Origin of the sequence: Actinacidiphila rubida, from assembly GCF_900110255.1 — a bacterium.
Taxonomy (GTDB): domain Bacteria; phylum Actinomycetota; class Actinomycetes; order Streptomycetales; family Streptomycetaceae; genus Actinacidiphila; species Actinacidiphila rubida.
Map to the genome: position 1 here is coordinate 1 of NZ_FODD01000004.1, position 20,378 is coordinate 20,378.

The 20,378-nt window shown below is 73.0% G+C and carries 16 protein-coding genes and 3 pseudogenes; 17 read left to right on the top strand and 2 right to left on the bottom strand.

Going from position 1 to position 20,378, the window contains the following annotated elements; all coding sequences use genetic code 11:
- On the bottom strand, positions 1-1,148 hold a 1,148-nt coding region (locus BMW99_RS04655; protein WP_107485334.1), incomplete at its 3' end, for a YihY/virulence factor BrkB family protein.
- A gap of 18 nt (positions 1,149-1,166) precedes the next feature.
- Between BMW99_RS04655 and BMW99_RS04660 the strand changes: the two are divergent.
- From BMW99_RS04660 to BMW99_RS04735, 17 genes and pseudogenes are all read left to right on the top strand, one after another.
- Positions 1,167-2,815: pseudogene (locus BMW99_RS04660) on the top strand (acyl-CoA dehydrogenase family protein).
- A gap of 402 nt (positions 2,816-3,217) precedes the next feature.
- Positions 3,218-4,492 carry a GAF domain-containing protein gene (locus BMW99_RS04665; protein ID WP_176735512.1) on the top strand — a complete coding sequence of 425 codons (1,275 nt, stop codon included), beginning with the start codon at positions 3,218-3,220 and terminating at the stop codon, positions 4,490-4,492.
- A 49-nt stretch (positions 4,493-4,541) separates the two neighbouring features.
- Positions 4,542-5,066 carry a GNAT family N-acetyltransferase gene (locus tag BMW99_RS04670; RefSeq protein WP_069464097.1) on the top strand — a complete coding sequence of 175 codons (525 nt, stop codon included), beginning with the start codon at positions 4,542-4,544 and terminating at the stop codon, positions 5,064-5,066.
- A gap of 69 nt (positions 5,067-5,135) precedes the next feature.
- Positions 5,136-5,219, top strand: a complete 84-nt coding sequence (locus tag BMW99_RS42870; RefSeq protein WP_322899662.1) for a putative leader peptide — start codon at positions 5,136-5,138, stop codon at positions 5,217-5,219.
- A gap of 168 nt (positions 5,220-5,387) precedes the next feature.
- Positions 5,388-7,103: a nitrite/sulfite reductase gene (locus BMW99_RS04675; RefSeq protein ID WP_069464098.1), complete on the top strand. Its 1,716-nt coding sequence runs from the start codon at positions 5,388-5,390 to the stop codon at positions 7,101-7,103.
- Positions 7,100-7,303 (top strand): hypothetical protein, encoded by a 204-nt coding sequence (locus BMW99_RS04680; RefSeq protein WP_069464099.1) that lies wholly within the window; start codon positions 7,100-7,102, stop codon positions 7,301-7,303. The genes BMW99_RS04675 and BMW99_RS04680 overlap by 4 nt, the downstream gene beginning before the upstream one ends.
- Positions 7,300-8,004 carry a phosphoadenylyl-sulfate reductase gene (locus BMW99_RS04685; RefSeq protein WP_069464100.1) on the top strand — a complete coding sequence of 235 codons (705 nt, stop codon included), beginning with the start codon at positions 7,300-7,302 and terminating at the stop codon, positions 8,002-8,004. Before BMW99_RS04680 ends, BMW99_RS04685 begins: the two co-directional genes overlap by 4 nt.
- A pseudogene (cysC, locus tag BMW99_RS04690) lies at positions 8,001-8,573 on the top strand (adenylyl-sulfate kinase); the annotation flags it as partial. The gene BMW99_RS04685 and the pseudogene cysC, both read left to right, overlap by 4 nt.
- A gap of 233 nt (positions 8,574-8,806) precedes the next feature.
- The gene (gene cysD, locus BMW99_RS04695) at positions 8,807-9,742 is read left to right on the top strand and encodes a sulfate adenylyltransferase subunit CysD (RefSeq protein ID WP_069464101.1); all 936 of its coding nucleotides are present in this window, start codon (positions 8,807-8,809) and stop codon (positions 9,740-9,742) included.
- 2 nt (positions 9,743-9,744) lie between these two features.
- Positions 9,745-11,100, top strand: coding sequence for a sulfate adenylyltransferase subunit 1 (locus BMW99_RS04700; RefSeq protein ID WP_075016285.1), 1,356 nt, complete (start codon positions 9,745-9,747; stop codon positions 11,098-11,100).
- A 240-nt stretch (positions 11,101-11,340) separates the two neighbouring features.
- Positions 11,341-12,489 (top strand): aliphatic sulfonate ABC transporter substrate-binding protein, encoded by a 1,149-nt coding sequence (locus BMW99_RS04705; protein ID WP_245791202.1) that lies wholly within the window; start codon positions 11,341-11,343, stop codon positions 12,487-12,489.
- Positions 12,490-12,553: 64 nt separating this feature from the next.
- Positions 12,554-13,357: an ABC transporter ATP-binding protein gene (locus tag BMW99_RS04710; RefSeq protein WP_075016286.1), complete on the top strand. Its 804-nt coding sequence runs from the start codon at positions 12,554-12,556 to the stop codon at positions 13,355-13,357.
- Positions 13,344-14,300, top strand: coding sequence for an ABC transporter permease (locus tag BMW99_RS04715; RefSeq protein ID WP_075016287.1), 957 nt, complete (start codon positions 13,344-13,346; stop codon positions 14,298-14,300). The genes BMW99_RS04710 and BMW99_RS04715 overlap by 14 nt, the downstream gene beginning before the upstream one ends.
- 56 nt (positions 14,301-14,356) lie before the next feature.
- On the top strand, positions 14,357-15,121 hold the full coding sequence (locus BMW99_RS04720; RefSeq protein WP_075016351.1) for a sirohydrochlorin chelatase: 765 nt from the start codon (positions 14,357-14,359) through the stop codon (positions 15,119-15,121).
- A gap of 88 nt (positions 15,122-15,209) precedes the next feature.
- The gene (locus BMW99_RS04725; RefSeq protein WP_079175932.1) at positions 15,210-16,481 is read left to right on the top strand and encodes an acyltransferase family protein; all 1,272 of its coding nucleotides are present in this window, start codon (positions 15,210-15,212) and stop codon (positions 16,479-16,481) included.
- 254 nt (positions 16,482-16,735) lie between these two features.
- Positions 16,736-18,993, top strand: a pseudogene (locus tag BMW99_RS04730) (MMPL family transporter).
- 114 nt (positions 18,994-19,107) lie between these two features.
- On the top strand, positions 19,108-20,121 hold the full coding sequence (locus BMW99_RS04735) for a sigma-70 family RNA polymerase sigma factor (RefSeq protein WP_069465635.1): 1,014 nt from the start codon (positions 19,108-19,110) through the stop codon (positions 20,119-20,121).
- Here the strand turns inward: BMW99_RS04735 and BMW99_RS04740 are convergent.
- Entirely contained in the window at positions 20,059-20,358 is a 300-nt protein-coding gene (locus tag BMW99_RS04740; protein ID WP_069465634.1) for a hypothetical protein, read from the bottom strand. The genes BMW99_RS04735 and BMW99_RS04740 overlap by 63 nt on opposite strands.
- Between the last annotated feature and the right edge of the window lie 20 nt (positions 20,359-20,378).

The following is a 20,378-nucleotide window of genomic DNA, read 5'->3' on the forward strand; positions in this document are numbered from 1 at the left end:
GGGGACGAGGGGCGGGGTGGGGCGGAGGGCGGGGGGACCTGGTCGCGGCGGGGGCGGAGCCGGGAGCGGACGTCGGCGTGGGGGAGGAAGTCCGCCCATCGCTCGGGGTACTCCGCCGGAGGCGCGTCCTCGTCGCCGAACGCCTGGCGGGCCCGCCGGGCCGCGGCCCGGGCCACCACGTCGGCCGCCGCCGCCTCGCGGCGCCGCGCGTTCTCCTCGCGTGCCGCGGCCGTCGCCAGCGACGGCCACACCCGGTCGGCGGCCGCGTTGACCGCCGCGCCCACCAGCACGGCGAACGCCGAGACGCCGATCCACAGCAGCACCGCCACAGGCGCCGCCAGCGACCCGTAGATCGTCGGCCCCTCGACCGCGTGCGTCAGGTAGATGCGCAGGACGAAGCTGCCTATCACCCACATCAGGAGGGCGACGAGCGCGCCCGGGACGTCCTCGTACCAGGGCGCCCGCACGGGGACCGACACGTGGTAGAGCGTGGTGAGGAAGGCGACCGAGGCCAGCAGCACGAATGGCCAGTACAGGATGTTCATCAGGCCCGCGCCGCCGGGCAGCACGTCGGTCACCGCGCTCGGCCCGACCACCACCAGCGGCAGCACGGCCGCGCCGAGGATCAGGGCGACGACGTACAGCGCGAGCGACATCAGCCGCGTGCGGACGATGCCGCGGCGGCCCTCCAGGCCGTACATGATCGTGATGGTGTCCACGAAGACGTTGACCGCGCGGGACCCCGACCACAGGGCGATGACGAAGCCGAGCGAGATCAGGTCCGGCCGCCGGCCGTGGAAGACGTCGTCGACGAGCGGCTTGACCAGCTGGTTGACGCCCTTGTCGGAGAGCACCGTCGACGACGCCCGCAGGATGTTGTGACGTATGTGGTCTATGGTGTCGAGACCGATGACGGTGTCGACGTAGCCGAGCGCGCCGACGAGCCCGAGCAGCAGCGGCGGCAGCGACAGCAGCACGAAGAACGCGGCCTCCGCGGCGAGCCCGGTGACGCGGTACTCCATGCAGGAGTTGATCGTGTCCTTCAGCAGCAGCCAGGCCACCTTGCGCTTGGAGACGTTGCGGTACAGGGCCCGCGCACGGCGCCAGCGTCCGGGACGCCGGTGGCTTCTTTCTTCTGCTGCTTGCACCCCCTTACGTTAGCTGGCATGACAGCCCCCACTCACACGGTCACGAATCAGGCTCCGCCCCTGGTGGGGCATGACGTGTACCGCACCGACAGCGTGCTCAGCGAGGCCGTCGGGCGGCACGCGGACCCGGAACGGTTCGCCGAGATCGACGCGGAGCTGCGCCTTCTCGGGATCTCGGCGGGATCCGCGCAGGCGCAGAAGTGGGGTGAGCAGGCCAACGCCCACCCGCCGGTGCTGCGGACGCACGACCGCTACGGGCACCGGATCGACGAGGTCGAGTTCCATCCGGCCTGGCACCGGCTGCTCGGTCACGCGATCACCGCGGGGCTGACCGACGCCTGGTCACGGCCGGACGGGCACCTGCGGCGGGCGGCGGGCTTCCTGGTGTGGACGCAGGTCGAGGCCGGGCACGGCTGCCCGCTGTCGATGACGCACGCCGCGGTGCCGGCGCTGCGCACCGACCCGGAACTGGCCGCCGAGTGGGAGCCGCGGCTGGGGTCGCACGTGTACGACCCGCGCCTGGTGCCGGCGGGCGAGAAGCCGGGCGCGCTGTTCGGTATGGGCATGACGGAGAAGCAGGGCGGCTCCGACGTGCGCGCCAACACGACGCGGGCCGTGCCGCTCGCCGAGGACGGCACGTACACGCTCACCGGTCACAAGTGGTTCTGCTCGGCGCCGATGTCGGACGGTTTCCTGGTCCTGGCACAGGTGGACGAGGGCGGGCGGGACCGGCTGACCTGCTTCCTGGTGCCGCGGGTGCTGGCCGACGGCACGCGCAACGTCTTCGCGATCCAGCGGCTCAAGGACAAGCTCGGCAACCGCTCCAACGCCTCCTGGAGGTGGAGTTCGCCGGGACGTGGGCCCGCCGGGTGGGCGAGGTGGGGCGCGGTGTGGCGACCATCATCGAGATGGTGGCGGCCACCCGGCTCGACTGCGCGGTGGGCTCGGCGGCCCTGATGCGGCAGGCGGTGGCGCAGGCGGTGCACCACGCGACGCACCGCTCGGCGTTCGGCGGTCCGCTCGTCGACAAGCCGCTCATGCGGAACGTGCTGGCCGACATGGCACTGGAGTCGGAGGCGGCGACCACGACGGCGATGCGCCTGGCGGCGGCGTACGACGCGGACACCGAGCAGGAGCGGGCGTTCCGCCGCCTCGGGGTGGCCGTGACCAAGTACTGGGTGACCAAGCGCTGCCCGGTGATCGCCGCCGAGGCGCTGGAGTGCCTCGGCGGCAACGGCTACGTCGAGGAGTCGGGCATGCCGCGGCTGTTCCGCGAGTCCCCGCTGAACTCCGTGTGGGAGGGCTCGGGCAACGTGCAGGCGCTGGACGTGCTGCGGGTGCTGCAGCGCGAGCCGCAGGCACTGAACGCGTTCCTCGTGGAGATCGGCCGGGCCCGCGGCGCCGACCACCGGCTGGACGCGGCGGTCAAGGACCTGCTGGGCGAACTCGGCGACCTGGAGGGGATCGAGGCGCGCGCCCGCCGCATCGTCGAACGCATGGCCCTGGTCCTCCAGGGCTCGCTCCTGGTCCGGTTCGCCCCGCCCGCCGTCGCCGACGCCTTCGCCGCGTCCCGGCTCGGCCCGGACTGGGGCACGACCTTCGGCACCCTCCCCCCCACCCTCGACCTCGCCTCCCTCGTCACCCGCGCCCGACCGACGGAACACTGACGTCCCCGCGCCTCTCTCGCCGGAAAGCCCGTCCCCCGTGACCGGGACTCGTACCCGGCCACTTCCGAGCCGCGCCGAGAGGGGTGCCCCAGAAGGACCTCGTAGGGCTTGAGCCAAAGGGCGCGCCGCTGTCGAAAGGGTGGGGGCACCTCCCAGCGGTAGCTGGGGGAGCCCGGAGGCGAAAGCCCGGCAAAAAAAGGCCCCAAAAAAAGCAGAGGGTGGCGCCGCGCCGACTCGGCACCACCCTCTGTCTCGTAGGCCGACCGCGCAGGGGGTGCATGGGTGCAGCCCGAGTACGGTGACGCCCCGTCACTCTCCGTCCAAGTCGCGTAGGCTCGCAACCGTTGCATTCCGTTGCACGCCGCGGGCCGCGGCGGATGAGGGATCCAGGGTGGGAGCGACGTGGCGTTTCTTCCGAGCGGGCTCGGGCGGCTCGACGGCCTGGACGTCCGCAGGTCGCCCCATCTGCTGGCCTCGGTCCGGGAGGCGGCCCTCGCCGGGAGCGTGCCGCCGGAGGAGCCGCGCACGGTGATCGGACAGTCGTGGACCCGGGCGCTGGGACACGGCGTGGATCCGGACGTGGGCGGGCACAACGGCCTGATCGCCACGGAGGAGATCGAGCACCGCCGCCGGTCGTCGCCGCTCGGCGACCTCCTGCCGGTGCTGCGCGAGGGTCTGGTGTCGGTCGCGGACGCGGCCTGGCACATCATGGTCGTCACCGACGCCGACGGCCGGCTGCTGTGGCGGGACGGCAGTCTCGCGGTGCGCAGGAGCGCGGACCGCCTGGGGTTCGCGGAGGGCGCGTCCTGGGCCGAGGAGGTGGTGGGCACCAACGCGATCGGCACGGCGCTCATCACCCGGTCGCCCCTTCAGGTGCACTCCGCCGAGCACTTCGTCCGCACGCACCACGGCTGGACGTGTGCCGCGGCGCCGCTGCACGATCCGCGGGACGGGCGGCTGCTGGGGGTGGTGGACGTCAGTGGTCCGGCCGCGACGCTGCATCCGGCGACGCTGTCGCTGGTGGCGGCGGTGGCACGGGTCGCGGAGGGCGAGTTGCGGTCGCGGCACTGGGCGGCGGTGGAGGGGCTGCGGGCGATGGCGGCGCCGATCCTGGCGCGGATCGGGGGCCAGGCTCTGGCCGTGGACCGCAACGGCTGGACGGCGGCGGTGACCGGCATGGCGCCGCCGGATCGCGTGGCGCTGCCGGCGTCGATGGGGGCGGGGCCGCTGTGGCTGCCGTCGCTGGGGATGTGCACGGCGGAGCCGCTGCCGGGGGGCTGGCTGATCCGGGTGGACGGCGGGGAGCGGGCGCCGGACGCGGGCCGGGTGGTGCTGGACGTGAGCCGTCCGCGGTCGGCGTCGCTCACGGTGTCCGGGCCGGCGGGCAGTTGGACGCAGACGCTGAGCCCGCGCCATGCCGAGCTGCTGTTCGTGCTGGCGGTGCACCGGGACGGGCGGAGCGCGGCGGAGCTGGCGGGCGACCTGTTCGGGGACCCGAGCCGGACGGTGACGGTCCGCGCCGAGCTGTCGCGGCTGCGCCGCAGTCTGGCGGGCGTGCTGGCGCACCGGCCGTACCGGTTCGCGGACGGCGTGGACGTGGCGCTGGTCCGGCCGGAGAACCCGCTGGACCTGCTGCCGCACTCGGTGGCGCCGGTGGTGCTGGCCGCGCGGCGCTGAGCCGGACCGCCCGGCGGGCGGGTGCCGGCCGCATCGTAGGGTGTGCGGCATGAGCACCCCTGTGACCACCTGGTATCTGGAGCAGAACGCGCCCGAGGAGCTGCGGCCGGCGGCCGAGCCGGCGCTGCCCGGTGTCACGGTGGTGCGGGCCGAGGTGCCCTCGGGGGTGCTGGGCCGCTTCCTGTACGCGGCGGTCGGCGGCGACGTGTCGTGGGTCGACCGGCTGCCGTGGCCGGCCGAGCAGTGGCAGGCGCATCTGGAGCGGCCGGGCGCGGAGGTGTGGATCGCGTACGAGCGCGGCACGCCTGCCGGCTACATCGAGCTGGACGCGCAGGACGAAGGGGCCGTGGAGATCGCGTACTTCGGGCTGCTGCCGGCGTTCCGGGGCAGGGGCCTCGGCGGCCACCTGCTGTCGTTCGGCACCGCGCGGGCCTGGGACCTGGCCGGGCGCTGGCCGGGGCGGCCGGAGACCCGCCGGGTGTGGGTGCACACGTGCTCGCTGGACGGCCCCCATGCGCTGGGCAACTACCAGCGGCGCGGCTTCCGCGTGACCCACACCACAGTGTCTCACTGATCGAGATGATCGAGTCCACATGACGGATAACGGTGGACTGCCCGAAGACCCGCGTGCCACGCTTCCGTCATGTCGCGCACTGGAATCGCCTTGGTAGGTCGGCCGCACGTCGACTTCTGCCGCGTGTCCAGCGCCATCTGTCCGGCGGGCTGACAGCACGCTGACCGAGTTCAGCACCACTCCCCCGCCCTCCCCGTCGTCGTGGACGTGTGCGGTTCCCCGCTGCCCCGTTGAGCCTCACCTCCAGGCGTTCTCCCAGGCCGCAGGGTTCCTCCGCGTTGTTCCGACCGCATTTCGAGCCTGCCCGAAGGACGCATCGCCATGGCTGCCAGCCCCGATCAACCGCAGACCCCGGCCAGGAGCGCCGCGGCGGCCGCCCGCCGCAAGTCCGGGCGCCACCGCGGTGAGGGCCAGTGGGCCAAGGGCCACTTCACTCCGCTCAACGCCAACGAGCAGACGAAGAAGGACGACGACGGTCTCAATGTGCGGACACGTATTGAGACGATCTACGCCCACCGGGGTTTCGACTCGATCGACGGCGCCGACCTGCGCGGCCGCATGCGGTGGTGGGGCCTGTACACCCAGCGCCGCCCCGGGATCGACGGCGGCCGGACCGCCGTGCTGGAGCCCGAGGAGCTGGACGACCGCTACTTCATGATGCGGGTGCGGGTCGACGGCGGCCGGCTGACGGTGGCCCAGCTGCGGGTGATCGGCGAGGTCTCGCAGGAGTTCGCCCGCGGCACCGCGGACATCACCGACCGGCAGAACATCCAGCTGCACTGGATCCGCATCGAGGACGTCCCGGAGATCTGGCGACGGCTGGAGGGCGTGGGCCTGTCCACCACCGAGGCGTGCGGCGACGTGCCGCGCGTCATCGTCGGCTCGCCCGTCGCGGGCATCGCCGAGGACGAGATCATCGACGGCACGCCCGCGATCGACGAGATCACCGAGCGCTACATCGGCAGCAGGGAGTTCTCCAACCTGCCGCGCAAGTTCAAGACCGCGATCTCCGGGTCGCCGCTGCTGGACGTCGTCCACGAGATCAACGACCTGGCGTTCGTCGGGGTCGAACACCCCGAGCACGGGCCGGGGTTCGACCTGTGGGTGGGCGGCGGCCTGTCCACCAACCCGCGGCTGGGCGAGCGGCTGAACGCGTGGGTGCCGCTGGCCGAGGTGCCCGAGGTGTGGGCGGGCGTCGTCGGCATCTTCCGTGACTACGGCTACCGGCGGCTGCGCTCCCGCGCCCGGCTGAAGTTCCTGATGGCCGACTGGGGCCCGGAGAAGTTCCGCCAGGTGCTGGAGGAGGAGTACCTGAAGCGGGAGCTTGTCGACGGTCCGGCCCCCGAACTCCCCCGGCAGGTCTGGCGCGACCACGTCGGCGTGCACCGGCAGAAGGACGGCCGCTACTACGTCGGGTTCGCCCCGCGGGTCGGCCGGGTGGACGGCGCCACGCTCACCAAGATCGCGGAGGTCGCCGCCGGGCACGGTTCGGACCGGCTGCGCACCACCACCGACCAGAAGATGCTCGTGCTCGACGTGGCCGAGGACCGGATCGAGTCGCTGACGGCGGCCCTGGAAGCGATGGACCTGCGGGTGCGGCCGTCCTCGTTCCGGCGCGGGACGATGGCCTGCACCGGCATCGAGTTCTGCAAGCTCGCGATCGTCGAGACCAAGGAGCGGGCCTCCACGCTCATCGACGAACTGGAGCGCAGGCTGCCGGAGTTCGACTCGCCGATCGGCATCAACATCAACGGCTGCCCGAACTCCTGCGCACGGATCCAGACCGCGGACATCGGCCTCAAGGGCCAGCTGGTGACCGACGCCGACGGCAACCAGGTCGAGGGCTACCAGGTCCACCTCGGCGGCGGCCTGGGCCTGGACCCCGGCTTCGGCCGCAAGGTCCGCGGCCTGAAGGTCACCGCGGCCGAACTCCCGGACTACATCGAGCGGGTGCTGACCCGCTTCCAGGAGCAGCGCACCGACGGCGAGCGCTTCGCGCAGTGGGCGGCACGGGCCGACGAGGGGGCGCTGTCATGAGCGAGCGTGCCGCACCGTTCTACTGCCCCTACTGCGGCGACGAGGACCTCCGCCCGTCGGAGGAGGGCCACGGCGCGTGGGAGTGCCGGGCCTGCAACCGCGCGTTCCAGCTGAAGTTCCTCGGCCTGCTCGCCGAGGGGTTCAGGGCCGCTCCGTCCCAGCACTCCGCACCGGACTCCCCGCATGGAGGCGCTTCGTGACCACCGCTCAGCACACGGCGGAAGAACTGGAGCGGCTGGCCGTACAGGCCGGCCGCGACCTGGAGGAGGCGTCGGCGCTCGACGTGCTGCGCTGGGCCGCCGGCACCTTCGGCCGGCGCTTCTGCGTCACGTCCTCGATGGAGGACGCGGTCGTGGCGCACCTGGCCTCGCGGGCGCTGCCCGGTGTGGACGTGGTCTTCCTCGACACGGGCTACCACTTCCCGGAGACCATCGGCACCCGGGACGCGGTCGCGGCGGTGATGGACGTCAACGTCATCACGCTCACCCCGCGGCAGACGGTGGCCGAGCAGGACGCCGAGTACGGGCCGCGGCTGCACGACCGCGACCCCGACCGGTGCTGCGCGCTGCGCAAGGTGGCGCCGCTGGAGGAGGGCCTGCGCGGCTACGACGCCTGGGCGACCGGGCTGCGCCGCGACGAGTCCCCGACCCGCGCGAACACGCCGGTGGTCAGCTGGGACGCCCGCCGCCGGAAGGTCAAGATCGCCCCGATCGCGCGCTGGACACAGGACGACGTGGAGTCCTACGTCGCCGAGCACGGCGTCCTCACCAACCCGCTGCTGATGGACGGCTACGCGTCGATCGGCTGCGCGCCCTGCACCCGCCGGGTGCTGGAGGGTGAGGACGCGCGCGCCGGACGCTGGGCGGGGCTCGGCAAGACCGAGTGCGGGATCCACCAGTGACGGCGTCGCGGACGACGGTTCAGGAGAGCGAGAGCGGGATGAGCACCGGGGCCACGGTCTGGCTGACCGGTCTGCCGAGCGCGGGCAAGACCACCATCGCGCACGCGCTGGCGGAGCGGCTGCGCGGCGCGGGCCGCCGCGTCGAGGTGCTCGACGGGGACGAGATCCGCGAGTTCCTCTCCGCGGGCCTCGGCTTCAGCCGCGAGGACCGGCACACCAACGTGCAGCGGATCGGCTTCGTCGCCGAACTGCTCGCCTCCCACGGGGTGCTGGTGCTGGTGCCGGTCATCGCGCCGTACACGGACAGCCGCGAGGCGGTCCGCAAACGCCACCAGGCCCAGGGCACGGGCTACGTGGAGGTGCACGTCGCCACACCGGTCGACGTCTGCTCCGTCAGGGACGTCAAGGGCCTCTACGCCAGGCAGGCCGCGGGCGAACTCTCCGGGCTGACCGGCGTGGACGACCCGTACGAGGTGCCCGAGGACCCGGACCTGCGGATCGAGACGCAGGACCGCGCCGTCGAGGAGTCCGCGGCCGCCGTGTGGGCGCTGCTCGCCGAACGCGGCCTGGTGACGGGCGACGCCCTTGCTCGAGAAGCCCGCGAAAGGGGCCCGGCGGGCGACGCACCCGCGGCCACCGGGCCGCAGGCGACAGCGACATCCGAGCGTTCACGCCGCGGGGGCGGAGAAGCCCGCGAAAGGGGCACAGCGGGCGACGCACCCGCGGCCACCGGGCCGCAGGCGACAGCGACATCCGAGCGTTCACGCCGCGGGGGCGGAGAAGCCCGCGAAAGGGGCACAGCATGACGACGACCGTTGCGCACGGCGGGGCGACGGACAGTCCGTACGCGCTCTCGCACCTGGACGCGCTGGAGTCCGAGGCGGTGCACATCTTCCGCGAGGTGGCGGGCGAGTTCGAGCGGCCGGTGGTGCTGTTCTCCGGCGGCAAGGACTCGATCCTGATGCTGCACCTGGCGCTGAAGGCGTTCGCTCCGGCCGCGGTGCCGTTCTCCCTGCTGCACGTGGACACGGGCCACAACTTCCCGGAGGTGCTGGAGTTCCGCGACCGCACGGTCGCCGAGCACTCCCTGCGGCTGCACGTGGCGAGCGTGCAGGACTACATCGACGACGGCCGGCTGCGCGAGCGCCCGGACGGCACCCGCAACCCGCTGCAGACCGTGCCGCTCACCGACGCGATCCGCGAGCTGCGGTTCGACGCGGTGTTCGGCGGCGGCCGCCGCGACGAGGAGAAGGCCCGCGCCAAGGAGCGGGTGTTCAGCCTGCGCGACGAGTTCTCGCAATGGGACCCGCGCCGGCAGCGTCCGGAGCTGTGGCAGCTGTACAACGGGCGGCACGCGCCCGGCGAGCACGTCCGGGTCTTCCCGCTGTCCAACTGGACCGAGCTGGACGTGTGGCAGTACATCGCCCGCGAGGACATCGCGCTGCCGGAGATCTACTTCGCGCACGAGCGCGAGGTGTTCCAGCGGTCCGGGATGTGGCTGACCGCCGGCGAGTGGGGCGGCCCGAAGGACGGCGAGGCCGTGGAGACCCGGCTGGTGCGCTACCGCACGGTCGGCGACATGTCCTGCACCGGCGCGGTGGACTCGGACGCCACGACGCTCGACACGGTGATCGCGGAGATCGCCGCCTCCCGGCTGACCGAGCGGGGCGCGACCCGGGCGGACGACAAGATGTCCGAGGCCGCGATGGAGGACCGGAAGCGCGAGGGGTACTTCTAGCCATGACCAGCACCACGAGCCCGATCACCGCAGAGGCCCTGTCGGCGACGACCCTGCTGCGCTTCGCCACCGCCGGTTCGGTGGACGACGGCAAGTCGACCCTGGTCGGCCGGCTGCTGCACGACTCCAAGTCGGTGCTCACCGACCAGTTGGAGGCGGTCGAGCGCGCGTCGCAGATCCGCGGCCACGACGCGCCGGACCTGGCGCTGCTCACCGACGGCCTGCGGGCCGAGCGCGAGCAGGGCATCACCATCGACGTGGCCTACCGCTACTTCGCCACCCCCCGGCGCCGGTTCATCCTCGCCGACACCCCGGGGCACGTGCAGTACACCCGGAACATGGTCACCGGCGCGTCCACCGCCGAGCTGGCGGTGGTCCTGGTCGACGCCCGCAACGGCGTGGTCGAGCAGACCCGCCGGCACGCCGCGGTCGCCGCCCTGCTGCGGGTGCCGCACGTGGTGCTGGCCGTGAACAAGATGGACCTCGTCGACTACGCGGAGCCCGTGTTCGCCGCGATCGCCGAGGAGTTCACCGCGTACGCCGCGTCGCTGGGCGTCCCGGACATCACCGCGATCCCGATCTCGGCGCTGGCCGGCGACAACGTGGTCGAGCCGTCGGCGCACATGGACTGGTACGGCGGCCCGACGGTGCTGGAGCACCTGGAGACGGTGCCGGTCAGCCACGACCTGGCCGCCTGCCCGCCGCGGTTCCCGGTGCAGTACGTGATCCGCCCGCAGACCGCCGGCCACCCCGACTACCGCGGCTACGCCGGCCGGATCGCCTCCGGCATGCTGCGGGTCGGCGACCCGGTGACGGTCCTGCCGTCGGGCCGCACCACCACGATCACCGGCATCGACGTGCTGGGCACGAGCGTGGACACCGCGTGGGCGCCGCAGTCGGTGACGCTGCTGCTCGCCGACGACCTGGACGTCTCGCGCGGCGACCTGATCGCGCCGACCGCGTCCGCGCCGGCCGTCACCCAGGACGTCCGGGCGACGGTGTGCCACCTGCACGAGCGTGCGCTGCGGGTCGGCAGCCGGGTGCTGCTCAAGCACGGCACCCGCACCGTCAAGGCGCTGGTGAAGGAACTGCCGTACCGGATCGACCTGTCGCACGGGCTGGCGCACGAGAACGACCCGGCCGAGCTGGCCGTCAACGACATCGGCGCGGTGGTGCTGCGCACCGCGGAGCCGCTGCCGATCGACGCCTACGCGGACTCGCGGCTGACCGGATCGTTCCTGCTGATCGACCCGGCGGACGGCACGACTCTGACCGCCGGCATGGCCGGCGAGGCCTTCGCCGCGCAGCCGCCCCCGGCGGCGGCCGCGGCCGGGGACGACGAGGGATGGGACTTCTGACGATGTCCCAGCTGGCTCAGGAGGCCTTCTCGGGCTTCGCGAAGGAGGGCGGTCGCGTCGGCAGCGGCACGCTCGGCGCGGGCACGGGAGGAGTGGCGCGATGTGCGTGCTGACCGCGACCTCCTCTCCCGTCCGTGCGGCGCGTCCCGCGCCGCAGCCCTCTCGAAGACCTGACGCCACTCCGGCCGCGCCCTGACCCGTCTGGGCGCGACACGCCGGGCCTTACGAAAGGACACCCACGTGTCTGCCCTGCCCCGCCCGCTGGCCCGTTCCTCCTCCCGCCGCCGCAGACTCGTCGCCGCGGCCGCCGCCCTGCCGATCCTCATCGGCGCTCTGGCCGCCTGCGGCTACGGTTCCGACAAGTCCAGCACCGACGACAACGCCTCCGCCGCGGCGCCCGCGGCGAGCCCGAGCGGCGCCAAGCTCTCGGCCGACGAGGTGAAGATCGGCTACTTCCCGAACCTGACCCACGCCACCGCGCTGGTCGGCCTCAAGGAGGGCTTCTTCCAGCAGGCGCTGGGCAGCACCAAGATCAAGCAGGCCACGTTCAACGCGGGTCCGGCGGAGATCGAGGCGCTGAACGCCGGCTCCATCGACATCGGCTGGATCGGCCCCTCGCCGTCGATCAACGGCTACACCAAGTCGCAGGGCAGCGACCTGCGCATCATCTCCGGCTCCGCGTCGGGCGGCGTGAAGCTGGTGGTCAACCCGGCGAAGATCAAGACCCTGGCGGACGTCAAGGGCAAGAAGATCGCCACCCCGCAGCTCGGCAACACCCAGGACGTGGCCCTGCTGAACTGGATCAAGTCCCAGGGCTGGCACGTCGACGCGCAGAGCGGCAAGGGCGACGTGTCGGTGATCCGCACCGACAACAAGATCACCCCCGACGCCTACAAGAACGGCTCCATCGACGGCGCGTGGGTGCCGGAGCCCACCGCGTCCAAGCTGGTCTCCGAGGGCGCCAAGGTGCTGCTGGACGAGAGCACGCTGTGGCCCCAGAAGCAGTTCGTGATCACCAACGTCATCGTGTCGCAGAAGTTCCTGACGGCTCACCCGGACGTCGTCGAGGCGGTGCTGCGCGGCTCGGTGAAGACCAACGCGTGGATCAACGCCAACCCCGACAAGGCGAAGGCCGACGCCAACGACCAGCTCAAGGCGCTGACCCAGAAGGCGCTTCCGGCCGCCGTGCTCGACCCGGCCTGGGCGTCGATCAAGGTGCTGGACGACCCGCTGGCGTCCACCGCCAAGGACGAGGCGGACCACGCGGTGGCCGCCGGCCTGCTCAAGTCCCCGAAGCTGGACGGCATCTACGACCTGACGCTGCTCAACAAGGTCCTCAAGGCGCAGGGGCAGCCGGCGGTGTCCGCCGCGGGCCTCGGCACCGAGTAGGAGCGCCGCGCCCCGCCGCCCGACCGCAGCACTCCCAGACGCCAGCACCCGACAGACCCAGGAGGTGACACCGATGGCCGACACTCTCACCAGTGCCGCCGCTCCGGGCACGGAGACCGCCGCCTACGCCGCGCGGATCGACCACGTGTCGAAGGCGTTCGGCCGCCCCGGCGCCCAGCAGCTCGTGCTGGACGACATCGCCCTCGATGTGCGGCCGGGCGAGTTCGTGTGCCTCCTGGGCGCGTCGGGCTGCGGCAAGTCCACGCTGCTCAATCTGGTGGCGGGGCTCGACGAGCCGTCCGCCGGGACCATCGCCACTCCCGGCGGGCGGCCGGCCCTGATGTTCCAGGAGCACGCCCTGTTCCCGTGGCTGACCGCGGGCAGGAACATCGAACTGGCGCTGCGGCTGCGCGGGGTGCCGCGCGAGGAGCGCCGCACGGAGGCCGAGCGGCTGCTGGAGCTGGTCCGCCTCGGCGGCGCCCACCGCAAGCGGGTGCACGAGCTGTCCGGTGGTATGCGGCAGCGTGTGGCGCTCGCCAGGGCGCTCGCCCAGGACAGCCAACTGCTGCTGATGGACGAGCCGTTCGCTGCGCTCGACGCGATCACCCGGGACGTGCTGCACGACGAGCTGACCCGGATCTGGTCGGAGACCTCGCTGTCGGTGCTGTTCGTGACGCACAACGTGCGGGAGGCGGTCCGGCTGGCGCAGCGTGTGGTGCTGCTGTCCTCCCGGCCCGGCCGGATCAACCGCGAGTGGGCCATCGACATCCCGCAGCCGCGCCGCATCGAGGACGCCGCCGTGGCGGACCTGTCCGTCGAGATCACCGAAGAACTGCGTGGGGAGATCCGCCGCCATGGCCAGCACTGAGACGGGGACGGACGGTGCGGAGGCCGCGGCCGCCGCACCGCTCGACAAGACGCCGGCACCGGCCGCCGAGGCCGGGGTCCGCGGCGGCGACCTGTCGGGCCTGGAGGCCGGCCTCGACGCGCTGGAGACGGTGACGGTCGAGCGGTCGCCGCTGGGCCGGCTGCTGGTGCAGAAGGTGCTGCCGCCGGTCGTCGCGATCGTGCTGGTGCTGGTGGCCTGGCAGGTGGCGTACACACTGAAGCTGACGCCGTCGTACAAGCTGCCCAGTCCCCGCTCGGTCGCGTCCGCCCTGGGCGACCTGTGGGACCAGGGCATCCTGTTCAGCGTCATCTGGACGAGCGTGGAGCGCGGCCTGCTGGGCTTCGTCGTGGCCGTGCTGATCGGGACACCCCTCGGCCTGCTGGTCGCCCGGGTGAAGGTCGTGCGCGCGGCGATCGGCCCGATCCTGACGGGCCTCCAGTCGCTGCCTTCGGTGGCGTGGGTGCCGGCCGCCGTGATCTGGCTGGGCATCACCAGTTCGGCGATGTACGCGGTGATCCTGCTCGGGGCCGTGCCCTCGATCGCCAACGGCCTGGTGGCCGGCATCGACCAGGTGCCGCCGCTGTACCTGCGGGCCGGGCGGACCATGGGGGCGCGCGGGGTCCGCAGCGCCTGGTTCGTGCTGCTTCCGGCGGCGCTGCCGGGCTACACGGCCGGCCTCAAGCAGGGCTGGGCGTTCTCCTGGCGGTCGCTGATGGCCGCCGAGCTGATCGCCTCCTCGCCCGATCTCGGGCTGGGGCTGGGGCAGTTCCTCGAGAACGCCCGCACCAACTCGGACATGTCGCAGGTCCTGCTGGCCATTCTCATGATTCTGGCCGTCGGCATCGCCATCGACCTCATCGTCTTCAGCCCGCTGGAGCGGTGGGTGCTGCGCAGCCGCGGCCTGACCGCCAGGAGCCAGTGACCGTGCGCCGCGTCTTCCCGTCCCCGCCGCCGTCCCCGCGGCCGCTCGCGCCGCCGTTGGGGGCGCCGGCCGCCGGGCCGCCGCTGCTGATCGTCGCGCACGGCTCGCGCGACCCGCGGCACGCGGCGACCGTGCACGCGCTGGCCGGGCGGGTGGCGGCGGCGCGGCCGGGACTGCGGGTGGAGACGTCGTTCCTGGACTTCAACGCGCCCTCGGTGCCGCAGGCGGTGCGCCGGCTCGCGTCGGACGGAGTGCGCGACGTCGTGGCCCTCCCCCTGCTGTTGACCCGAGCATTCCATGCCAAGTCCGACATTCCCGCCGTTCTGCGCGAAGCCACCGCGCAGCTGCCCGCGTTGCGGGTGCGCACCGCGCAGGTGCTCGGCCCCTCACCGCTGCTGACGGCCGCGCTGGAACGGCGGCTGCGCGAGGCCGGGCTGACCGCCGCCGACCGTGCCGCCACCGGCGTCGTGCTGGCCTGTGCCGGCTCCACCGACCCCGAGGCGCGCGCCGTCGTCGACGGCATCGCCCGCCGCTGGCAGCGTTCCGGCTGGCGCGCCGTGCGGCCCGCGTTCGCCTCCGCGTCCCTCCCCCGTACGGATGAGGCCGTTCGGCAGCTCAGAGCGGAGGGCGTAAGGTCGGTCGCGGTCGCGCCGTACGTCATCGCGCCCGGCTTCCTGCCGGACCGCATCGCGCGCGGCGCCCGGGAGGCCGGGGCGGACGTGCTGGCTCCGGTACTCGGGGCGGCGCCGGAACTGGCGGAGCTGCTGCTGCGCCGGTACGACGACGCGCGTCTGCCGGTCGGACACCTGATCGTGGCCTGAGGACAACCCTTTCGGCCCGCCGAGCGGTCGACCGACCGAGGCTTCCGGAGCCCATGACCTGGAGGACGAGACCGGAAACGGCGGATGCATGACCCAGACCGAGGAGATATTCCAGCCCGGCGGGACAGGAAGCGGAGGGGATGACGTAGGCACGACGACGGGGGAGCCGACGGGGACCACGGCGGCCGGCAGCGCCGGCAGTGCGGCAGGACGCGGAGCGGCGCTCGGTACGCCGCCCCCCAGGGCGGCCCCCGCCCCGGCGGGCCAGGCCCGGCCGGGAGTGCGCAAGGACCGGCTGCCGGCGCTGGACGGGCTGCGGTTCGCCGCGGCGATGTCGGTGGTGCTGTTCCACTTCATGGGGCAGACCAGATGGTCGATGATCGGCATCTGGGGCCGCCCCTACCAGGAGACCTTTCCCGCCGCCCACCAGTACTTCGCCTTCGGGCGCCTGGGCGTCGACCTGTTCTTCCTGATCAGCGGATTCGTCATCTGCATGAGCGCCTGGGGACGCACCCCGCGGGACTTCTTCATCTCCCGCGTCACCCGGCTCTACCCGATGTACTGGCTGGCCATCGCGGTGTCCGCGGCGGTGATCTATCTCACCGACAGCCCGTTCGGGCACCCCAACCCGCGGCTGCTGTTCGCGAACTTCACGATGATGCAGCGCCCTCTCGGGGTGGACAACCTCGACCCGGTGTACTGGACGCTCTGGCCGGAGCTGTGCTTCTACCTCACCTTCGCGGTGGTGGTGTGGAAGGGGCTGAGCTACCGGCGGGTGGTGGTCTTCTGCGGGCTGTGGACGGTCGCCGCGGTCATCGCGCCCAGCGCCGACCTGCCGCTGCTGACGCTGCTCGCCAATCCGACCTCGGCGCCGTACTTCATCGGCGGCATGGCGTTCTACCTGATGTACCGGTACCGGTCGACGCCACTGCTGTGGGGCATCGTCGCGATGTCCTGGCTGCTGGCCCTGCACTTCCTGCTGGCGCCCAGCGGCGGCAGCAACAACTGGGACACCTGGTCGCCGTGGCGCGGCTGGCTGGTGCTGACGATCACGGTGTTCTACGGGCTCGTCGCGGCGATCGCCCTGGGCTGGACCCGGTGGGTGCGCTGGCGGCTGCTGACCACGGCCGGCACGCTGACGTTCCCGCTCTACCTGCTGCACGACGTGACGGGAATGACGCTCGCCCACTACTACGGCGACCGGATGGACCCGCGGCTGCTGGTCGCGGTCTCGGTCGCGGCACTCGTGGCGCTGTCGTACGTGGTGCACCGGTACGCCGAGCAGCCGCTCGCGCTGGCCATGCGGCGGTCCCTGAAGACCGCCGCGTTCGGCCTGCAGCCCCCCGCTCCACGCCGCTGACCTGCGGCGCGCTCCGGCCCGCGCGCCCCCGCGCGGTACCGGGTGTAAGGGGCATCCTCCCGTCGGGGGTGGGGTTCTCCCCACCCCTGAGGGGGAGAACGCCCTCCCCGAACTCACCAGTTGGCCGGATGGGTCGGGCCGCCCCCCGCCCCTAGCGTCGTAGGTGGTCAGAGCGGCAGGTCGCCGCCACCACGACGATCCACACAAGGGGGCACACCGTGAGTCGCGCACGCGGACGCACGCACGGCAGCAGGATGGGCATCGCGGCGGCGATGGGCAGTTGGAGCGCCCGCCACCGCTGGGCGGCGGTGGGCGGCTGGCTGCTGCTCGTCGTCCTGGTCGTGGTCATCGGGCAGGCCGCCGGCCGCCACGACGTCGACGAGGACCGGGCGATGCCCGGCGAGGTCTCGCAGGCGGCCACGATCATGGACGACGCCGGACTGGCCGACACGGCGAGCGAGATGGTCCTGATCCAGGCCCGGCACGCCGGCACCACCGTGGACGACCCGGCCTTCCGGGCCGCCGTCGGCGACGTGGTGGCCGCGGTCAAGGGCACCGGCAAGGTCACCGCCGTCGAGTCGCCGTACACCACCAGGGCCGTCTCGGCCGACCACCGCTCCGCGCTGGTCCGGTTCGACATGGCAGGACCGAAGGACAAGGCCGCCGACCAGGTGCAGCCCGTCCTCGACGCCGTCGACAAGGTCCAGGGCGGCCACCAGGACCTGAAGATCGCCGAGTTCGGCGACGCCAGCTCCGAGCAGGCGGTCAACCACGCCTTCGGCTCGGACTTCAAGACCGCCGAGTACTCGGCCCTGCCGGTGGCGCTCGGCATCCTGCTCGTCGCGTTCGGCGCGCTGGTCGCCGCACTGCTGCCGGTCGTGCTGGCCATGACCGCGTTCCTCGGCGCCACCGGCGTCGTCGCCCTGGTCAGCCACGCGGTGCCGATGAGCGACACCGCCAACTCCGTGATGCTGCTGGTGGGTCTGGCCGTCGGCGTCGACTACTGCCTGTTCTACCTGCGCCGGGAGCGCGAGGAGCGGGCCGCGGGGCACGACCCGGCGACCGCGCTGCGGATCGCCGCGGCGACCTCCGGCCGGGCCATCCTGATCTCCGGCATCACCGTGATCGTGGCCATGGCCGGCATGCTGTTCACCGGCATCGGGGACTTCGAGGCGATGGGCGTGGCGACCATGATCGTCGTCGCCATCGCGATGATCGGCTCGGTCACCGTGCTGCCCGCGCTGCTGTCGCTGCTCGGCGAGCGCGTCGAGAAGGGCCGGCTGCCGTTCCTGCGCCGGGCCGCGCGGAAGGGCGCTCCGGCCGCCGGTCCCGCCGGCGGCGGCAGCCGCTTCTGGCGGACCGTGCTGCGCCCGGTGCTGCGCAGCCCGAAGGCCGCCACGGTGCTGGCCGGCGGAGTGCTGGTGGCGATCGCGATCCCCGCGTTCGGCATGCACACCGCGAACCTGTCCATGGACCAGGAGCTCGGCGGCCACCTGAAGGTCGTCCAGACCTACGAGGCGATCAACGCCGCGTTCCCCGGCGGCCCGGACCCGGCCCACGTCGTCGTCAAGGCCGACGACATCACGGCACCGGCCGTCACCCGGGCCATCGCCGACTTCCGCGCCCAGGCCGTCTCCTCCGGCGCCAGCCGGGGCCGGTCACCCTGACCGTGCACGCCGACCGGAACATCGCCGAGATCCACGTGCCGCTGGCCGGCGGGACCGACCGCGGCAAGGCGGAGGCCGACCTCCACCTGCTGCGCGACCACGTCCGCCCCGCCACGCTCGGGAAGGTCGCCGGACTGCGGGCGCCGATCACGGGCGAGACCGCGGGTTCCATGGACTTCAACCACAAGATCACCAGCAGCGTCCCGCCGGTGTTCGCCTTCGTGACGGTCTTCGCCTTCGTGCTGATGCTGCTGTCCTTCAGGTCGCTGACCATCGCGCTGACCTCGGTGGTGCTCAACCTGCTCTCGGTGGGTGCGGCCTACGGCGTGCTGACCATGGTCTTCCAGCACGGCTGGGGCGCCTCGCTGGTCGGCGCGACCGGCACCGGCGCCGTGGTGGCCTGGCTGCCGCTGTTCCTCTTCGTGATCCTGTTCGGGCTGAGCATGGACTACCACGTCTTCGTGGTCTCCCGGATCCGCGAGGCCCGCATGCGCGGCCTGACCACCAAGGCCGCCATCGAGCAGGGCATCACCACCACCGCGGGCGTGGTGACCAGCGCCGCGGTGATCATGGTGGCGGTGTTCGCGATCTTCGGGACGCTGTCCATGCAGAGCATGAAGCAGATGGGCGTCGGCCTGGCCTTCGCGGTGCTCATCGACGCCACGGTGATCCGCGGGGTGCTGCTGCCGGCGGTGATGAGCCTGCTCGGCGACCGCAACTGGTACCTGCCGCGCTGGATGCACCGCCTGCCGGACCTGACCCACGACGAGCCGGCCGCCGCGGCGCCCGCCGCCCCGCAGGCCCCGACCGCTCCCCCGGTGCCGACGGGCCACGGCCGCTACTGACGGGCCCCGCGCCCGCCGCCGACCGCCCCGCACGGCCCCCGCGGGGCAGCGCAGCGCCCCCGTACCCGCCCGGGTACGGGGGCGCTGTCGGTGCCCGCTAGTACGGTGGGAAACATGACCGCAAGGAACAGCAGCGCAAGCGCCGCGGTGGTTCCGTCCGCCGGCGAGGTGGAGAGCCGGCTGGAGGACTACCGGGTCGAACTGACCGGCTACTGCTACCGCATGCTCGGCTCGGTCTTCGAGGCCGAGGACGCGGTGCAGGAGACCCTGGTCCGCGCCTGGCGCGCGGCCGACCGCTTCGAGGGACGCTCGTCGCTCCGCTCGTGGCTGTACCGGATCGCCACCAACGTGTGCCTGGACAGCCTGAACGCGGGCAAGCGCCGCGCCCGGCCGATGGACCTGTCGCCCGCCTCGCACGCCGGCGCGGTGCTGCCGGACATGACGCCGGAGTCGATGTGGGTCGAGCCGGTGCCGGACGCCCGCGCCGTGCCCGCCGCGGGCGCCGGCGACCCGGCCGACGTGGTGGTCTCCCGCGAGACGATCCGGCTGGCGTTCGTCGCCGCGCTGCAGCACCTGCCGCCGCGGCAGCGCGCGGTGCTGATCCTGCGCGAGGTGCTGGCGTGGAAGGCGAGCGAGACCGCCGAGCTGCTCGGCACCACCGTCGCCTCGGTGAACAGCGCGCTGCAGCGCGCCCGGGCCACCCTCGCCGAGGCCGAGGTGGGCGCCGACGTCCCGCCCGCCGCGCCGATGGACGGCGCGCAGGAGGCCCTGCTGGCTCGCTACGTCGACGCGTTCGAGCGCTACGACCTGGACTCGCTGACCAGCCTGCTGCACGAGGACGCCACGCTGAACATGCCGCCCTACCCGCTGTGGCTGCGCGGTCGCGAGGAGATACGCGCCTGGTTCCTGGGCACCGGCGCCGGCTGCAAGGGCTCGCGCCTCCTCCCGGTGAGTGCGAACGGCGCACCGGGCTTCGGCCAGTACCGTCCCGACCCCGACGGCGGCCACCGCGCGTGGGCGCTGCAGGTGCTGGACGTCACCGACGGCCGGATCACCGGTCTCAGCTCATTCCTCGACACCGAGCACCTGTTCCCCCTCTTCGGCCTCCCACTCGAACTCCCCGGCTAGACCGGCCAGTTCGACCAGGGCTCGCAGGTCCGCCGAGGCACCGCGCAGCCGCACGCGGTGACCGGTGCGGCGGGCGGCCAGGCGCAGGCGGGCCAGCGCGGCGACCGCGCCGAGACCGCCGAGGGCCTGGCTGTCCGGTGGCTCGGCGGCGGCCGGCAGGCCGCTGACGTCCACCGTGACCAGGCGCTCGACGGGATCCGGACAGGCCGGTTCCTGCGGGTCGCGGTCCGCCGCCACACTCGCTCCTCCCGGCCGGT

What these genes read in the sequence shown, in the direction of transcription:
- BMW99_RS04670 (WP_069464097.1), top strand. Translation starts at nt 4,542, where the DNA reads ATGAGCACCCCTGTGACCACCTGGTATCTGGAGCAGAACGCGCCCGAG.
- BMW99_RS42870 (WP_322899662.1), top strand. Translation starts at nt 5,136, where the DNA reads ATGTCGCGCACTGGAATCGCCTTGGTAGGTCGGCCGCACGTCGACTTC.
- BMW99_RS04675 (WP_069464098.1), top strand. Translation starts at nt 5,388, where the DNA reads ATGGCTGCCAGCCCCGATCAACCGCAGACCCCGGCCAGGAGCGCCGCG.
- BMW99_RS04680 (WP_069464099.1), top strand. Translation starts at nt 7,100, where the DNA reads ATGAGCGAGCGTGCCGCACCGTTCTACTGCCCCTACTGCGGCGACGAG.
- cysD (WP_069464101.1), top strand. Translation starts at nt 8,807, where the DNA reads ATGACGACGACCGTTGCGCACGGCGGGGCGACGGACAGTCCGTACGCG.
- BMW99_RS04700 (WP_075016285.1), top strand. Translation starts at nt 9,745, where the DNA reads ATGACCAGCACCACGAGCCCGATCACCGCAGAGGCCCTGTCGGCGACG.
- BMW99_RS04715 (WP_075016287.1), top strand. Translation starts at nt 13,344, where the DNA reads ATGGCCAGCACTGAGACGGGGACGGACGGTGCGGAGGCCGCGGCCGCC.
- BMW99_RS04725 (WP_079175932.1), top strand. Translation starts at nt 15,210, where the DNA reads ATGACCCAGACCGAGGAGATATTCCAGCCCGGCGGGACAGGAAGCGGA.
- BMW99_RS04735 (WP_069465635.1), top strand. Translation starts at nt 19,108, where the DNA reads ATGACCGCAAGGAACAGCAGCGCAAGCGCCGCGGTGGTTCCGTCCGCC.